The following is a 15,919-nucleotide window of genomic DNA, read 5'->3' as shown; positions in this document are numbered from 1 at the left end:
GACGCCGATCGGAGCCCGCGATGAGTTCAGCGTGGTCGCTCAGGCGCGAGGCATCTCCCGAGAACTCGCGGCTCATCATCGAGCGTGCCCACGAAGAGCTGGTGTCCGGGAACACCGCCGACGTGCGCCTCGACGACGTGCGCCCGCTCGTGCGCGACTCGTGGCGCCGGTCGCTCGCGAACCTCGTCGGAGCCGAGGGGCTTCCGCCGCTCGACCTGGCATCGCCGCAGCTCGATGAGTACCGCCGGGCGCATCCCCTCGCCGGCGTCATCGACATGATCCGCGGACTGCTCGTGCCGGGAGATCCCGACGACGCGGGAGTCGTGGTCGCGGTGGGCGACGCCGCGGGCCGCCTCCTGTGGGTCGAGGGCGATCGCCGCGTGCGCCTGCTGACGGGCGACATGGGCTTCGTCCCGGGCGCGAACTGGTCGGAGGACGCCGTCGGCACGTCTGCGCCCGGCACCGCGATCGCGCTCGACCGTTCGGTGCAGATCCGTGGCGCCGAGCACTTCAACCGCCTCGTGCAGCCGTGGTCGTGCACGGCGGCGCCCGTCCACGACCCCGAGACGCGCCGGATCCTCGGCGTCATCGATGTGACGGGCGGCGATCAGGTCGTGACGCCGCAGGCGCAATTGCTGGTGGATGCCACGGCCCGTGCCGTTGAGGGCGAGCTCCTGCTCGCACGGCTCCGTGCGAGGGAAGCCGCTCCTCCCCGTCGGCCCGCCCGTCGCGTCGAGACGGCCCGAGCCACCCTCCGCGTGCTGGGGCGCGACCGCGCTCTCCTCGAGGTCGCGGGAGACGGCGTCGAGACGGTGTCGGAGCTCGGACTCCGCCACGCCGAGCTGCTGCTCATGCTCGCGACGCATCGACAGGGACTGTCGGCCGAGCGTCTGGGTGAGCTCGTCTACGGGGATGCCGAGGCCACCGTGACCCTCCGCGCGGAGGTCGTTCGGCTCCGCAAGGCGCTCGAGAAGGCCGCGCCGCACGTCAGGCTCGAATCCCGGCCGTACCGCCTGACCGTGCCGCTCGAGACCGACGCTCATCAGGTGCTCTCGCTCCTCGACCGCGGTGCGCACCGTGTCGCGCTCGCCGCGTACCGGGGCGACGTGCTGCCCGACTCGACGGCGCCGGGCGTCGAGGAGTTCCGTGAGAGCGTGCGCACGGCGCTGCGCGAGGCGCTGCTGGCCGAGGCATCCGTCGACGTCCTCCTCGCGTATGCCGACACCGCCGCGGGCGCCGACGATGAGCAGGTGCTCCGCCTGTGCCTCTCGATGCTTCCGGCGCGTTCCCCCAGGCGATCGGGCCTCGTCGCCCGGATCGAACGTCTCGACGCGGTCGATGGAGAAAAACACTCGTGAATTCGATCGATATTCGCTAGATTTTCTAGCGAGTAAGGAGCCATATCTCCTCCGCGGCCCCGGCTGCGGCATTCCCTCGCCAGGACGCCCGCCGTTGCAACCGTGCACTCAGCGGGCGTCCTTCATGTGTGCCGAGCGTCCGTCATCCGCCGGCGCTTGGACGCATGCAACGTCATGCAACCTCCGCCCGCCTACCTTCGACGCATCGCGGCACCGCAGCCGCGGACAACGTCGAAGGAGACAACATGACCATCGTCGAAGAGGGCGTCTCGAGCGTCTACGCGGCCCCGGGCCAGCGTGGGTCGGTCGCCGACTACCGTCCCCGCTACGGTCACTACATCGGCGGCGAGTTCGTCGAGCCGATCAAGGGCCAGTACTTCGAGAACATCTCGCCCGTCAACGGCAAGCCCTTCACCGAGGTCGGCCGCGGCACCGTCGAAGACATCGACCGCGCGGTCGATGTCGCGTGGAAGGCATTCGAGTCGTGGAAGCGCACGACCCCCGCCGAGCGCGCCGTCATCCTCAACAGGATCGCCGATCGCATCGAGCAGAACCTCGAGGCGATCGCCGTCGCCGAGACGTGGGAGAACGGCAAGCCGGTGCGCGAGACGCTCGCCGCCGACATCCCGCTCGCTGTCGACCACTTCCGCTACTTCGCGGGCGTCCTGCGGGCACAGGAGGGCTCACTCAGCCAGATCGACGAAGACACCGTCGCGTACCACTTCCACGAGCCGCTCGGAGTCGTCGGGCAGATCATCCCGTGGAACTTCCCGATCCTCATGGCGACGTGGAAGCTCGCGCCGGCGCTCGCCGCCGGCAACTGCGTCGTGCTCAAGCCCGCGGAGCAGACCCCCGCGAGCATCCTCTTCCTCTTCGAGATCATCGGCGACCTGCTCCCCGCGGGCGTCGTCAACATCGTCAACGGGTTCGGCATCGAGGCGGGCGCGCCCCTCGCGCAGCACAAGCGCATCCGCAAGGTCGCCTTCACCGGTGAGACGACGACCGGGCGCCTCATCATGCAGTACGCGTCGCAGAACCTCATCCCCGTGACGCTCGAGCTCGGGGGCAAGAGCGCCAACGTGTTCTTCGAGGACGTCGCGCGCTCGACCGACGACGCGTATTACGACAAGGCGCTCGAGGGCTTCACCTTCTTCGCCCTCAATCAGGGCGAAGTGTGCACGTGCCCGTCTCGCGCCCTCATCCAGCGGTCGATCTACGACAGGTTCCTCGGCGACGGGCTCGACCGGGTCGCGAAGATCGTGCAGGGGAACCCGCTCGACCCCGCGACGATGATCGGCGCGCAGGCATCCAACGACCAGCTCGAGAAGATCCTCAGCTACATCGACATCGGCAAGCAGGGCGGCGCGAAGCTCCTCGCCGGAGGCGAGCGCGTCGACCTCGGCGGCGACCTGAGCGACGGCTTCTACGTCGCGCCGACGGTGTTCGAGGGCACGAACGACATGCGGATCTTCCAGGAGGAGATCTTCGGCCCCGTCGTCTCGGTCACGTCGTTCGACGACTTCGACGACGCGATCTCGATCGCGAACGACACCCTGTACGGCCTCGGCGCGGGCGTCTGGAGCCGCTCGGGCGACACCGCCTACCGCGCGGGCCGTTCGATCGAGGCAGGGCGCGTCTGGACGAACACGTACCACCAGTACCCCGCGCACGCGGCGTTCGGCGGGTACAAGCAGTCCGGCATCGGCCGCGAGAACCACCTCAAGATGCTCGACCACTACCAGCAGACGAAGAACCTCCTCGTCTCGTACGCCGAAGGGGCCATGGGCTTCTTCTGATCCGCACATGACAGACACGCAGATCTACAGCAGGGTGGCCGTGACGGATGCCGCGGCCGCCCTGCTGCGCGAACTCACGCCGCAGTACGGGCCGCTCATGTTCCACCAGTCGGGCGGATGCTGCGACGGCAGCGCGCCGATGTGCTACCCCGTCGGCATGTTCCTGACCGGTCCGAGCGACGTCCATCTCGGGGTGCTCGACGTCGGGCTGGACCGTGCGATCGACGTCTTCATCTCGGAGGCCCAGTTCGAGTACTGGAAGTACACCCACCTCACGATCGATGTCGTGCCGGGCCGAGGGGCGGGTTTCAGCGTCGAGGGCCCGACCGGGAACCGCTTCATCATCCGGTCCCGGATGCTCACCCAGACCGAGCTCGAGGCGTTCGGACTCGGCCCGGAAGGCTGAGCCGGATCGGCCCGGGCGGCACCGGGTCCCACGATGGCCGGGTTTCAGTCTCGTTACGAATCGTTCACTGGATTGCCCTTTGGCAGGTGCGGGGTGAGGATATCCCGAGGGCCGCGTCACCTGGACGCGGCCGACCCTTTCACAGCAGAGGTAGCACCATATGTCACTGCACCACAGCAAGCGCGGCCGTCTCGGCCTCGCGCTCGGGGCCTTCGGAGCCTCCGCACTTCTCCTCGCCGGCTGCGCGGGCGGCGGTGGGGGCACATCCTCGTCCGGCGGCGGCGAAGCCGCAGGACAGCCGCTCATCGTCGGAACCACCGACAAGATCACGTCGATCGACCCCGCGGGATCGTACGACAACGGCTCGTTCGCCGTCATGAACCAGATCTACCCCTTCCTCTTCAACAGCCAGTACGGCACGGCCGACGTCACCCCCGACATCGCCGAGTCGGGCGAGTTCACCTCGCCCACCGAGTACACGGTGAAGCTCAAGGACGGCCTGAAGTTCGCCAACGGCCACGACCTCACCGCCTCGGACGTCAAGTTCACCTTCGACCGTCAGGTCAAGATCGCCGACCCCAACGGACCCTCCTCGCTCCTCGGCAACCTCGAGAGCGTCGCGGCCCCCGACGACACCACGGTCGTCTTCACCCTGAAGAACCCCAACGACCAGACGTGGGAGCAGATCCTCTCGAGCCCCGCCGGCCCGATCGTCGACGAAGAGGTCTTCTCGGCCGACGCCGTCACCCCCGACGACGACATCGTCAAGGGCAAGGCCTTCGCCGGCCAGTACGTCATCGACTCCTACAAGGTCAACGAGCTCATCTCGTACAAGCCGAACAGCGACTACAAGGGCGAGCTTCCCGCTCCGGAGAACGCGGGCATCTCGGTCAAGTACTACGCCGACCCCTCGAACCTGAAGCTTGACATCGCCAACGGCGACATCGACGTGGCGTACCGCAGCCTCTCGGCCACCGACATCGACGACCTCTCCAAGAACGACAAGGTCAAGATCGTCGACGGCCCCGGCGGCGAGATCCGCTACATCGTCTTCAACTTCGACACGATGCCCTACGGCGCGACCACGGCCGAGGCCGACCCGGCCAAGGCGCTCGCCGTCCGCCAGGCAGCCGCCGACCTCATCGACCGCGACGAGCTGTCGAAGGACGTCTACAAGGGCACCTACACGCCCCTCTACTCCTTCGTCCCGCAGGGCCTCACCGGCGCGACCGAGCCCCTCAAGGAGCTCTACGGCGACGGCAACGGCAAGCCCGACGCCGCGAAGGCCAAGCAGGTGCTCGAGGCCGCGGGCGTGACGACCCCCGTCCAGCTGAACCTGCAGTACAACGGCGACCACTACGGCCCCTCGTCGGGTGACGAGTACGCCGCGGTCAAGTCGCAGCTCGAGGAGGGCGGCCTGTTCACCGTCAGCCTCCAGCAGACGGAGTGGGTGCAGTACGCCAAGGACCGCACGGCAGACGTCTACCCGGCCTACCAGCTCGGCTGGTTCCCGGACTACTCCGACGCCGACAACTACCTGACGCCGTTCTTCTCGAAGGACAACTTCCTGGTGAACCACTACGACAACGCAGAGGTCCAGCAGCTCATCACGACGCAGGCCACCGAGACCGACCCGGCCAAGCGTGAAGAGGAGATCGGCAAGATCCAGTCGCTTGTCGCGAACGACCTCTCGACCCTGCCGCTGCTCCAGGGCACGCAGATCGCCGTCGTCGGCTCGGGTGTCGACGGTGCGACGCTCGACGGTTCGTTCAAGTTCCGCTACGCGCCGCTGAACAAGCAGTAGCCCACAGCGCGGGCCGGCAGACCGGGCGCCGGGGCGGGTGATGCACCTGCTCCGGGCCCGGCGGCCGGCCCGCGCCATACCCTCGAAGGCTCACGTATGGTTCTCGCGGCCGAAGAAGCGGTCACCGCCGACCCGCTCGTCTCCGCAAAGGGAAGCGGACTCTGGCGTTACATCGTCATCCGCTTCTTCCTCATCTTCCCCACCGTCATCATCCTGGTGACGGTCGTCTTCTTCCTTACCCGGATCACGGGCGATCCCATCACCGCGGCCCTCGGCGGCCGGCTGCCTCCCGACCAGCTCGCCGAGCGCGTCCACGCCGCCGGCTACGACCGGCCGCTCATCATCCAGTACTTCGAGTACATCTTCGGCGTCTTCCGCGGCGACTTCGGCACGACGATCACCGACAATCAGCAGGTCAGCCAGATCCTCCTGCAGTTCGGCTCGGCAACGCTCGAGCTGGCGATCTACGCCCTCATCGTCGCGTTCCTCGTCGGCATCCCGTTCGGCCTCCTCGCCGCGCGGCTCCGCGACCGCTGGCCCGACGCGGTGCTGCGCACCGGGGCGATCCTCATGTACGCGACGCCCATCTTCTTCGTCGCGATCCTCCTCAAGCTCGTCTTCGCCGCGTGGCTCGAGTGGCTCCCCGTCGCCGGCCGCGCGTCGACCCGCACCGAGCTGCTGCTGCAGACCCTCCCGAACCCGACCGGCATCTACCTCATCGACGCCATCCGGCTCGGAAACCCCGACGCCGTCGGCGACGTGCTCTGGCATGCCGTGCTGCCGGGTCTCGCCCTCGGGCTCCTCACCGCCGGCGTCTTCCTGCGGCTCGTCCGCACGAATGTCATCGGCACGCTCGGCGCGCAGTACGTCACTTCGGCGCGCTCGCGCGGCGTCGGCGAGTACCGCCTCCTGACCAAGCACGCCTATCGCCCGGCGCTCATCCCGATCGTGACGGTCATCGGCCTGCAGGTCGGCCTGCTGCTGGCAGGCGCCGTCCTGACCGAGACGTCGTTCGAATGGAAGGGCATCGGCTTCCATCTGGCGCAGTACATCCTGGCGCGCGACTTCGTCGCGGTGCAGGGCATCGTCATCATGATCGCCGTCATCATCGCCGTGACGAACTTCATCGTCGACATCGTCGCCGTGCTCATCGACCCGAGGGTGAGGTACTGATGTCCGCGGGCCACACGAATCCGTCGACGGATGCCGAGGCATCCGTCCCCGAGAAGACCCCCGGCCCGCAGCTGACGGCCCGCAAGCGGCCGCTGCTGGACCGCATCCCCGTCATCTCGCACGTCCGCCAGAGCGTCGGACTGCAGCGCGGGATGCTCGTGGGAGGACTCGTGCTCCTCACGGTCTTCGTCATCGTCGCGATCTTCGCGCCCTGGATCGCCCCGTACAGCTGGGCCCAGCGCAGCGTCGACGGCGTGAAGTTCGGCACGCAGCAGCCACCGAACCCGCTGAACATCTGGGGCACGACGGTCGGCGGCTTCGACGTCTTCTCCCGCACGATCTGGGGTGCCCAGACCGCGATCCTCGCGATCATCTGCGCCATCGCGTTCTCGATCTTCCTCGGCATCGCGCTCGGTCTGCTCAGCGGCTATTTCGGGGGCTGGCTCGACCGCATCCTCGTCGTCATCGCCGACGCGATCTACTCGTTCCCCTCGCTCCTGCTCGCGATCGTGATCTCGATCGTCATCTCGGGCGGACGATCGACGCTGTGGAGCGGCATCCTCTCGACGGCGATAGCCATCACCGTCGTCTTCGTGCCGCAGTACTTCCGGGTCATCAGGGCCGACGTCGTGCGGATCAAGGCGGAGCCGTTCGTCGAGTCGGCGCGCGTGATCGGCGTGCCGACCCACCGGATCCTGACGCGCCACGTGCTGCGCAACTCGCTGCGATCGATCCCCGTCATCGTGACGCTCAACGCCTCGGAGGCACTGCTGACCCTCGCGGGCCTCGGCTTCCTCGGGTTCGGCATCGACGCGACAGCGGCGGCCGAGTGGGGCTACGACCTCAACCGCTCCGTCGCCGACGCGTCCAGCGGCATCTGGTGGACCTCGATCCCGCCGGGCCTCGCGATCGTCCTCGTCGTCCTCGGCATCACGCTCGTGGGCGAGAGCCTCAACGACCTGAGCGACCCGCGCCTGCGCCGCCGTCGCCGTGCAGGAGGTGCCGCATGAGCCTTCAGGCCCAGCAGAACGAGAGCGCCGAGGCCGTCGCGTCGGTGCGCGACCTCCGCGTGACCTTCGCGACCGACGGCGAGCCCGTCAAGGCCGTCGAGGGCATCAGCCTCGACGCGCGCCCCGGCGAAGTGCTCGCGATCGTCGGCGAATCGGGCTCCGGCAAGACCGTCACCGCCAATACGCTGCTGGGGCTCCTGCCCGAGACGGCGACCCTGTCGGGCGCGGTGATCATCCGAGGACGCCACGGCGCCGAGACCGACGTCGTGCACGCCAGCCACGACGATCTGCGCGAGATGCGCGGGCGCGATGCCGCGATGGTCTTCCAGGAGCCCTCGACCGCACTCAACCCGGTCTTCACCGTCGGGTTCCAGATCGCCGAGGGCCTGCGCGCCCACGAGAAGATCTCCAAGTCCGAAGCGAAGGCCCGCGCCGTCGAGATCCTCCGCAAGGTCAGCATCCCCGACCCCGAGAAGCGCGTCGACGACTACCCGCACCAGTTCTCGGGCGGGCAGAAGCAGCGCGTGGTCATCGCGATGGCGCTCGTGCTCGACGCGAAGCTCATCATCGCCGACGAGCCGACGACGGCCCTCGACGTCACGGTGCAGGCCGAGATCCTCGAGCTCCTCCGCGCGTGCCGCGACGAGTTCGGCGCGACGATCGTGCTCATCACGCACAACATGGGCGTCGTCGCCGACCTCGCCGACCGCGTGATCGTGATGTACCGCGGCGAGATCGTCGAGCAGGCGCCCGTCCGTGAGATCTTCGCGCACCCGCGCGAGGAGTACACCAAGGCCCTCCTCGCCGCCGTGCCGCACGTCGGCCACGGCAAGAGCGCGACACAGGACCCGGCCGCCCCCGCGCCGACCGAGCCGCCCGAGGGCAGCCTGGTCGTCGCCAAGAAGGTGCAGATCGGCTACCCCGGCCGCTTCGGTGCGGCCGGGGTCATCGCCGTGAAGGGCGTCGACTTCTGGATCGCCCCCGGCGAGGTCCTGGGCCTGGTCGGCGAGTCGGGCTCGGGCAAGACGACGATCGGCCGCGCGATGGTGGGTCTCACCGAGGTGCTCGGCGGCTCTCTCACGGTGCTCGGACAAGAGCTAAAGGGCGCGAAGCCCCGGCACCTCACGAGGCTGCGGCCCGACGTCGGGTTCGTCTTCCAAGATCCCGCGACGAGCTTCAACCCGCTCCTCACGATCGCCGAGTGCATCGCCGAGCCCCTTCTCGTGCACGGGGGTGACAAGTCGGTGCAGCGCGCGCGAGCACGCGTCGACGAGCTGCTGGATGCCGTGCACCTGCCGACCACGTACGGCGACCGCTACCCGCACGAGCTCTCGGGTGGTCAGCGTCAGCGCGCATCGCTCGCGCGGGCGCTGATCCTGGGCCCCAAGCTCCTCATCGCCGACGAGCCGACCAGTGCGCTCGACGTCTCGGTGCAGGCGCGCGTGCTCGAGCTCTTCGCAGACCTCCAGAAGGAGTTCGGCTTCGCGTCGCTGTTCATCAGCCACGACCTCGCCGTCGTCGACCAGGTCGCCGACCGGGTCATCGTGCTGCGGCAGGGCGAGGTGCGCGAGCAGGGCACGACGGTGCAGGTCCTGACCGATCCGCAGGACGACTACACCAAGCGGCTCCTGGCCTCGCTCCCGGTGCCCGACCCCGTCGAGCAGGCCACGCGGCGCGCCGTCTGGCAGGCGACCCGCAACGACTGACGAGGAACGGATGCCGAGGCCCGCGGGCCTCGGCATCCGTCACCGGAAGATCAGTCCCCACAGGCCCGTCTGGCTCAGGATCCAGAAGCCGATGACGAGGACCATCGCGACGATCGTGACCCACGAGACGCGGCGGTTGAGGCGCCGGCCCTGCGGCGCGACGCCCGGCGGAGGGCGCAGCAGCGCTGCCGGCGCGGCGAACGGTGTCGACCCGGCGGCGGCGACGCCCGGGGTCGAGCCACGGGAAGGGAGGGATGGCCCGTCCACGGCGGCCGCGGCATCCGTCACCCACGGCGTGCCCTGTGCGCGCAGGCGATCGTCGCGCCAGCGCGCCCACTGCGCGAGCTTGTCGAGGAGCGCCCCGACGACCGAGAAGAGCCAGGCCCACGTGGCGGGGTCGAGCGTCGAGAAGTCGCGCCGGGCGTAGAGGAAAAGCCAGTCGTCGACGATCTCGACGTCGAGGGCGGCGGCGTTGTCGATGAAGCGCGCCATGATGTCGGGCGTGAACAGATACAGCGCGTCGCGCTCGTAGCCCTCCGGGCAGTACAGCGCGAAGTGCTCGTCGAAGTCGCCCTCGAGGTGCTGGCGCTGCGCGCGGTCGAAGCTCGCCGGCAGGTTGCTGCCGAGGAACGAGTCGTTGCCCGTCGCGTCGAGAACGATGTTGGGCAGCGGCACGTCGAGCTTCACGGCGACGTAGCCCCACCGGTGCGTCGTCTTGTTCTTGCCCGAGCCCGTCGTGTAGCGGTAGTTCGCGAACTCGACGAACCGGGGCTTCTCGCCGCGCACGAGGTCGCGCGCTTCGCGGGCGCTGCCAATGCCGAAGATCATGCCGGGGAGCGGCGGGGCGGCCAGGACCGGCATGTACGACATCGCGTTGGCGCGCGCGAACCGGTCGAGCCGGTACCACCGCTCGTGCTGGCGGCGGGTGCCGACGATGACCCCGAAGACGGCGAGCGCGAGGAGACCCGCGACGATCACGAGCGGAACGACGGCGATGAGACCCGCGCCCCACCCGGTGGCGCCGGCCGATGAGATGACGCTCGCGATGACCGAGACGAACACCATCACGAACGAGCCGCCGACGATCGCGACGACGAACACCACGACGATGATCGCGACGACCGACGACGCCGAGCCGAACACCCGGGGAGTGCGGCCCGAAGCGCGCAGCCGCTGCACGTGCGCCCGCACGGCGCCGGGGTCGACGGGCTCGGTGAGCGGGCGTGCATCGAAGGGGACGGATGCCGTATCCAGCGTCATGCGCCCACGCTACCCGCCGTCCGCAGCGGGGTCGGAGCGCGCATCAGGCGTCGGCGCCGGCCTCGGCATCCTCTTCCACCGGCTCGTCCACCGGCTCTTCGGGGCGGAGGAGGAGGAACAGACCGCCGTACGGCTCGAGCTGGACGGGGAAGCTCTGGAGGTCGTCGACGCGCGCGATGACTTCGCCCGAGACGGCATCCACCACCTCCGACCGCGCTTCGAGCTGATCGCTGCGTACGGTGCCCATCAGCTCCTCGTCGGTGAAGTTGAGCACGGTCAGCTGCAGCACGGGCGCGGCGCCGTCGGCGCCGTCCAGACGGTGCACGAGCACGAGCATCCCGGGGTGGGCGACGTCGGGAACATCGATCTGCGTCGCGACGGCGATGGACTGCTCGCGCCGCACGGCGATGATCTCGGCCAGACGCGAGGCGAACGAGTCGTCCCGCTGCAGCTGCGAGGGAAGCGACCCGTACAGCGACCGCGCGCGCGGCATGCCCGACGACGACCGCTCGGCCTCGGGCGCCGCGTCGACGAGGTCGTGGGCGCCGCGCTCGATCCAGCGCGTGTCGCCGCGTGCGATGAGGTCGGCCACTTCGGACCGCGGGAGGGTCAGCATGCCGGTGAGGTCCCAGCCCGACAGCGCGAAGACGCCCGGCTGCCACGCGTTGTACTTGCACAGCAGGAGGTGCGCTTCGCGGATCGCGGGGACGTCCTCGTCGGTGACGTCGTCGACCGTCGTCGCGCCGCGTGTCGCCGCGATGAGCGAAGCCGTCGTGCACGCGATGCCGTTCTGCGTGAAGACCATGTTGAGCTCGGACGTGTCGGTGAGCTTGCCCGTGAGATCGGCGCGGATCTCTTCGGCGAGCTCGCCGCCGGTGACCTCGCGCCCGCGGAACTCGAAGAGGTCGTCGCGGTGCTGCGTGGCCCAGTGCACGAGCTCGTAGGTCAGCTCGTCGTGGTTCTGCATGCCGTGCACGAGGGTCACGGGCTCCACGCCGAGCTCGAGCGACTGGCGCAGCGCGAGGCGGAGGAACTCGGTGTCTCCCGTCGCGAGGGCGTGCTGGTAGGCCGGCCGGCTCACGAAGTCGTACGACAGGTCGGCGCCCACCGCGCCGGTGTCGCGGATGTCTTCGATCGCGAGGTTGAGCTCCTGGAACGTGAAGCCGCCGACCTTGCGGACCATGCCCGCGATGATGTGGTTCGCCGCGTGCGAGAGCGGATGGCCCTCCGACCAGGCGGGCATCCCCTCGGCGCTCTTCTCGACCCCGAGGAAGCCATTGGCGTCCAGACGCAGCGCGCTCGAGCCGAGGTCGCCGAGGGAGTGCAGCGCATCGCCGATCACGAGGCGCATGCCGGCGAAGGTCGGGTCGAGCCAGTTGATCGAGGGCTGCCCCTCCTTGAAGTAGTGCAGGTAGACCCAGCGCCGTGACTGACCGTCGACGCCGATCACGGCATCCGTCGCACTCCAGTTCGTCTCTTTCACGCCTGGCGTGTAGAAGATGACGCGCTGCAGCTCACCGATGATGTAGCCGCGGTCGGCGAGCTCGCGCTCGGTCGCCGGATCGAGATTGACGGCGTCGCGCCCCGGCGGCACCTCGGGGAGGAGGTGCCAGTCCTCGGGCGGGATCTCGATCATGTGGTAGATCCCGGGGTAGTCCTTGAACCCCATCTCGGCGAGGCGGTAGTCCGCGCCCTTGCCGGTGTGTCCGGGGACGATGTCGTCGATGACGCTGCCGCCGTGCTCGTCGGCGACGTCGGTGAGGCGGCGGAAGGCCTCTTCGTCGCCGAACAGCGGATCGATCTGCGTCGAGATGCGGTCGAAGTGCCCGTCGACGCTGGGCGTCTCCTGCCAGCCGAGGAGGCCGCCGGCGCGTTTGACCGGGCCGGTGTGGACGGCGTTGATGCCGATGCGCTGGAAGGCGTCCCACAGCTCCTGCTGGCCGAGCGCGTCGAGGAACGACTGCCCGTGCCGCGTGATGAGCGAGATGGGGTAGGCCGTGAACCACACGTCGGCCGTCTCGATCGCGCGGCGCGCGTCGGGCCGGGCATAGGGGTTGCGCCACATGCTGGGCTGACCCGAGAGCTGACGGCTCAGCACGTCGGAGTCCTTCAGCATCGACTGCCGCACGAGCCACTCGACGTACGACGGATTGGTTCCGATGGCGCTGCGCGGATCCGTCGCGATGCGGCGCAGATTGCTCCGGCGCAGCTGATCGCGCGGCCTGAGCCGTCGTGGCCTCGCGGGGTACAGCTGCTCATCGAAGCTGATCTCCGGAATGGACGACGTCGTCGTGGGGGGTTCCACGGGAGCGTCGCTCATCGCGGGCTCCTCGCTCTCGCGCGTCTGGGTCGTCCCGGTCACCGGCTCGTCCATCGGACCTCCTCGACGATCGTGCGAAACGGCTCGTGGCTCACACGTTACGCAGGCCCGCGGCGGGGTCAACCCTCCTTCACGAGGACGCCGTCTCGTGGTAACGCACCGGACGGCGACGGATGCCTCGCCCCCGCGCTACCGGTTCACGTCGTCGGCGTCCCAGCCGAGGTCGGCGCCCTCGCGGATCGGCAGGGCCTCGATGCGCGGATCGGCGCACAGCGCCCGCACGAGTTCGCGCGAGCCGCCCACGATCGTCGAGTCGAAGTCGACCTCGCTCACGAACACCCACGCGCGGTCGGCGGGCCACACGAGCGCGGGCGACTCCGCCGACGGACCGAAGCCGGCAGCCGCAAGCTCCTCGTCGCGCCACGGCACGTGCTCGACCCATCCGGGATCGGCGAGCTCGGAGACACCGCCTCGGAAGAGCACGAAGTCGCGAGCGGGCAGCGAGAAGCGGGGCCCGCGGGAGATGTCGTCAGACAGGATGCCGGGGCGCCAGCTGGGCGTGCGGAAGGCGTTGTTCAACTGATCCTGGGCGGAGCGCTCGAGGAACTCGGCGTGCTGCGCCTCGACGGCGCTCTGCGGGCTGTCGTCGGTCGCCGACAGCGTGAACAGCACGCGCGACGGACCGAATCCCATGCCGCCGACGAGTCCGCCCCAGCCCTCCCACACGGCGACGAAGCCCTCGTCGGGCGTCGTCGTCCGCTCCGCCAGGATCGACGCGACGACCTCGACGAGGTCGGGGGCGAGCTGACCCGGGGCCGGCTGACCGTAGCGCCAGCCCGCGGCATCCCGCGGTCCGTCCTCACCCGGCGTCTGCTGGAACCTCTCGACGAGGTGGTGCCACTGCGCCAGGGCGTGCATCGTCGTGCCGAAGGCCGCTGCGGCCTCGGCCCAGGTGACGCGCTCGACGTCGATCTCGGGCTGGGCCGCGTGGAACGCCTCCCACTCCCGCCGGTGACCGGCGTACGGGAGCGGCGGCCACGGTCGCCCGACGGGCCGGTCGCGCTCGACGGGATGGAAGATCCGGGCGTACGCCTCGAACCCCCTCGGCACGACGTCGTGCATGCTCCCGCGCCAGGGATCATCGACCCGTTCCCGGATCCAGTCGCCGGCCGCGACATCCGCCGTCCACTCCATGCCTCACACGCTACCCGGGCACGTGATTCTGCCGCGGACCTCCGATCCGGTACCATAGGAGGGTTGTCCGCACGCGGGTCATCCCGAGTGATTCACGGACACGTGCACACACACCCTCCTGCTGATGGGAAATGCCCATCAGCCGTTCTAGTCCGAAGGAGGTGGGTAAGTGACGCACCAGTACGAACTCATGGTCATCCTGAACCCGGAGATCGACGAGCGCCAGGTCGCCCCGAGCCTCGACAAGTTCCTGAAGGTCATCACCGCAGATGGTGGCTCGATCGACAACGTCGACGTCTGGGGCAAGCGCCGTCTCGCCTACGAGATCCAGAAGAAGACCGAGGGCATCTACGCCGTCGTCAACTTCACGGCCACCAGCGCCGCGACGCAGGAGCTCGACCGCCAGCTGAACCTCAGCGAGCAGATCATGCGCACCAAGGTCCTCCGGGCCGAGGAAGCGATCGCCATGGTCGCCGCCGAGGCCGAGCGCTCCGCCGAGAAGGCTGCCCGCAAGGCCGCTCGTCCCGCGAAGCCCGCGAAGGACGCGTAACGGCCATGGCCGGCGAGACGATCATCACCGTGGTGGGAAACCTCACGGCTGATCCCGAGCTGCGTTACACGCAGAACGGTCTCCCCGTCGCGAACTTCACGATCGCGTCGACGCCGCGCAACTTCGACCGCCAGGCGAACGAGTGGAAGGACGGCGAAGCGCTGTTCCTCCGCGCGAGCGTGTGGCGCGAGTTCGCCGAGCACGTCGCGGGTTCGCTGACGAAGGGCTCGCGAGTCATCGCGACCGGTCGCCTCAAGCAGCGCTCGTACGAGACGCGCGAGGGCGAGAAGCGCACCGCCATCGAGCTCGAGGTCGACGAGATCGGCCCCTCGCTGCGTTACGCGACCGCTCAGGTCACGCGCGCGGCCGGTGGCGGCGGTGGCGGTGGCGGCGGCCAGTCGCGTCCGCAGGTCGCCGACGAGCCCTGGGCCACGCCCGGTTCCTCCAACGCCGCCGGCTCGGCCGACGCGTGGAGCACCCCCGGCACGTCCTACGGCGACGACACCCCGTTCTGATCGGGACCGATCTCAGAAGCAGATTCCGGATGCCTCGGCACGCGGCATCCGATCACGAAAACTAAGGAACAACCATGGCTGGAAAGTCGAGCGGCGACCGCCGCAAGCCGCGGAAGGGCGCGAAGAACGCCGCTCCCGCGAAGGCGATCCGCGTCGGCGTCATTGATTACAAGGACGTCGCCACGCTTCGCAAGTTCATCTCGGAGCGCGGCAAGATCCGCGCCCGTCGTATCACCGGTGTCTCGGTGCAGGAGCAGCGTCTGATCGCCAAGGCGATCAAGAACGCGCGCGAAATGGCGCTCCTGCCTTACGCCGGCGCTGGCCGCTAAGGAGCACCCAATGGCAAAGCTGATTCTCACGAATGAGGTCGCCGGGCTCGGTAGCGCCGGTGACGTTGTCGAGGTCAAGAACGGGTTCGCCCGCAACTACCTCATCCCCCAGGGCTTCGCTGTGGCCTGGACCCGCGGTGGCGAGAAGCAGGTGGCGTCGATCCGCGCCGCCCGCGAGTCGCGCGCGATCCACGACCACGAAGAGGCCGTGGCGCTGAAGGACTCGCTCGAGTCGAACAAGGTGCGCCTCGCCGTCAAGGCGGGCTCGGAAGGCCGTCTGTTCGGTTCGGTCAAGACCGCCGACGTCGCGGACGCCGTCAAGGCGGCGGGCCTGGGCGACCTCGACAAGCGCAAGATCCACATCACCTCGCCGATCAAGGCCGTGGGCGAGCACGAGGCGACGGTTCGCCTGCGTGACGACCTCACCGCCGTGATCACCCTGCAGGTGGTCGCCGCCAAGTAAGCCCTCTTCGGTGGCGCGAGCCACCGAAGACCGGC

At 69.1% G+C, this 15,919-nt stretch carries 14 protein-coding genes; 11 read left to right on the top strand and 3 right to left on the bottom strand.

From position 1 onward, the window contains the following. The first annotated feature begins 20 nt into the window (after positions 1–20). From ACSBPH_RS10555 to ACSBPH_RS10525, 7 genes are all read left to right on the top strand, one after another. Complete coding sequence (locus ACSBPH_RS10555; RefSeq protein ID WP_442574297.1) at positions 21–1,358, top strand: GAF domain-containing protein; 1,338 nt, start codon at positions 21–23, stop codon at positions 1,356–1,358. Positions 1,359–1,603: 245 nt separating this feature from the next. After that, positions 1,604–3,154 carry an acetaldehyde dehydrogenase ExaC gene (exaC, locus tag ACSBPH_RS10550; RefSeq protein WP_442574296.1) on the top strand — a complete coding sequence of 517 codons (1,551 nt, stop codon included), beginning with the start codon at positions 1,604–1,606 and terminating at the stop codon, positions 3,152–3,154. Positions 3,155–3,161: 7 nt separating this feature from the next. After that, positions 3,162–3,560 carry a DUF779 domain-containing protein gene (locus tag ACSBPH_RS10545; protein WP_442574295.1) on the top strand — a complete coding sequence of 133 codons (399 nt, stop codon included), beginning with the start codon at positions 3,162–3,164 and terminating at the stop codon, positions 3,558–3,560. Positions 3,561–3,720: 160 nt separating this feature from the next. Continuing rightward, positions 3,721–5,364 (top strand): ABC transporter substrate-binding protein, encoded by a 1,644-nt coding sequence (locus ACSBPH_RS10540; protein ID WP_442574294.1) that lies wholly within the window; start codon positions 3,721–3,723, stop codon positions 5,362–5,364. A 96-nt stretch (positions 5,365–5,460) separates the two neighbouring features. Continuing rightward, positions 5,461–6,537 (top strand): ABC transporter permease, encoded by a 1,077-nt coding sequence (locus tag ACSBPH_RS10535; RefSeq protein WP_442574293.1) that lies wholly within the window; start codon positions 5,461–5,463, stop codon positions 6,535–6,537. Beyond that, positions 6,537–7,547 (top strand): ABC transporter permease, encoded by a 1,011-nt coding sequence (locus tag ACSBPH_RS10530; RefSeq protein ID WP_442574292.1) that lies wholly within the window; start codon positions 6,537–6,539, stop codon positions 7,545–7,547. Before ACSBPH_RS10535 ends, ACSBPH_RS10530 begins: the two co-directional genes overlap by 1 nt. After that, entirely contained in the window at positions 7,544–9,253 is a 1,710-nt protein-coding gene (locus ACSBPH_RS10525; protein ID WP_442574291.1) for a dipeptide ABC transporter ATP-binding protein, read from the top strand. Before ACSBPH_RS10530 ends, ACSBPH_RS10525 begins: the two co-directional genes overlap by 4 nt. A 39-nt stretch (positions 9,254–9,292) precedes the next feature. Here ACSBPH_RS10525 and ACSBPH_RS10520 read toward each other — a convergent pair whose 3' ends face one another. The 3 genes from ACSBPH_RS10520 to ACSBPH_RS10510 form a co-directional block, all read right to left on the bottom strand. Continuing rightward, a complete protein-coding gene (locus ACSBPH_RS10520; protein WP_442574290.1) occupies positions 9,293–10,513 on the bottom strand; it encodes a hypothetical protein in 1,221 nt (406 codons plus the stop codon). Between the two features lie 43 nt (positions 10,514–10,556). Beyond that, positions 10,557–12,833 (bottom strand): maltose alpha-D-glucosyltransferase, encoded by a 2,277-nt coding sequence (gene treS, locus ACSBPH_RS10515; protein WP_442577290.1) that lies wholly within the window; start codon positions 12,831–12,833, stop codon positions 10,557–10,559. Between the two features lie 189 nt (positions 12,834–13,022). Continuing rightward, positions 13,023–14,027 carry a hypothetical protein gene (locus ACSBPH_RS10510; protein ID WP_442574289.1) on the bottom strand — a complete coding sequence of 335 codons (1,005 nt, stop codon included), beginning with the start codon at positions 14,025–14,027 and terminating at the stop codon, positions 13,023–13,025. A 169-nt stretch (positions 14,028–14,196) separates the two neighbouring features. Here ACSBPH_RS10510 and rpsF point away from each other — a divergent pair, with 169 nt between their 5' ends. The 4 genes from rpsF to rplI all read left to right on the top strand — a co-directional run bounded on the left by rpsF (position 14,197) and on the right by rplI (position 15,884). Next, entirely contained in the window at positions 14,197–14,577 is a 381-nt protein-coding gene (gene rpsF, locus ACSBPH_RS10505) for a 30S ribosomal protein S6 (protein ID WP_442574288.1), read from the top strand. Between the two features lie 5 nt (positions 14,578–14,582). Then, the gene (locus ACSBPH_RS10500; protein ID WP_442574287.1) at positions 14,583–15,092 is read left to right on the top strand and encodes a single-stranded DNA-binding protein; all 510 of its coding nucleotides are present in this window, start codon (positions 14,583–14,585) and stop codon (positions 15,090–15,092) included. A 74-nt stretch (positions 15,093–15,166) separates the two neighbouring features. Next, entirely contained in the window at positions 15,167–15,421 is a 255-nt protein-coding gene (gene rpsR / locus ACSBPH_RS10495) for a 30S ribosomal protein S18 (protein WP_133541417.1), read from the top strand. 10 nt (positions 15,422–15,431) lie between these two features. After that, on the top strand, positions 15,432–15,884 hold the full coding sequence (gene rplI / locus ACSBPH_RS10490) for a 50S ribosomal protein L9 (protein ID WP_442574286.1): 453 nt from the start codon (positions 15,432–15,434) through the stop codon (positions 15,882–15,884). Positions 15,885–15,919: the final 35 nt, after the last annotated feature.

Origin of the sequence: Microbacterium sp. F51-2R (assembly GCF_052180235.1) — a bacterium.
Lineage (GTDB): Bacteria > Actinomycetota > Actinomycetes > Actinomycetales > Microbacteriaceae > Microbacterium.
Note: the sequence above shows the minus strand (reverse complement) of the source record. Positions and strands in the feature narration are given on the sequence as shown.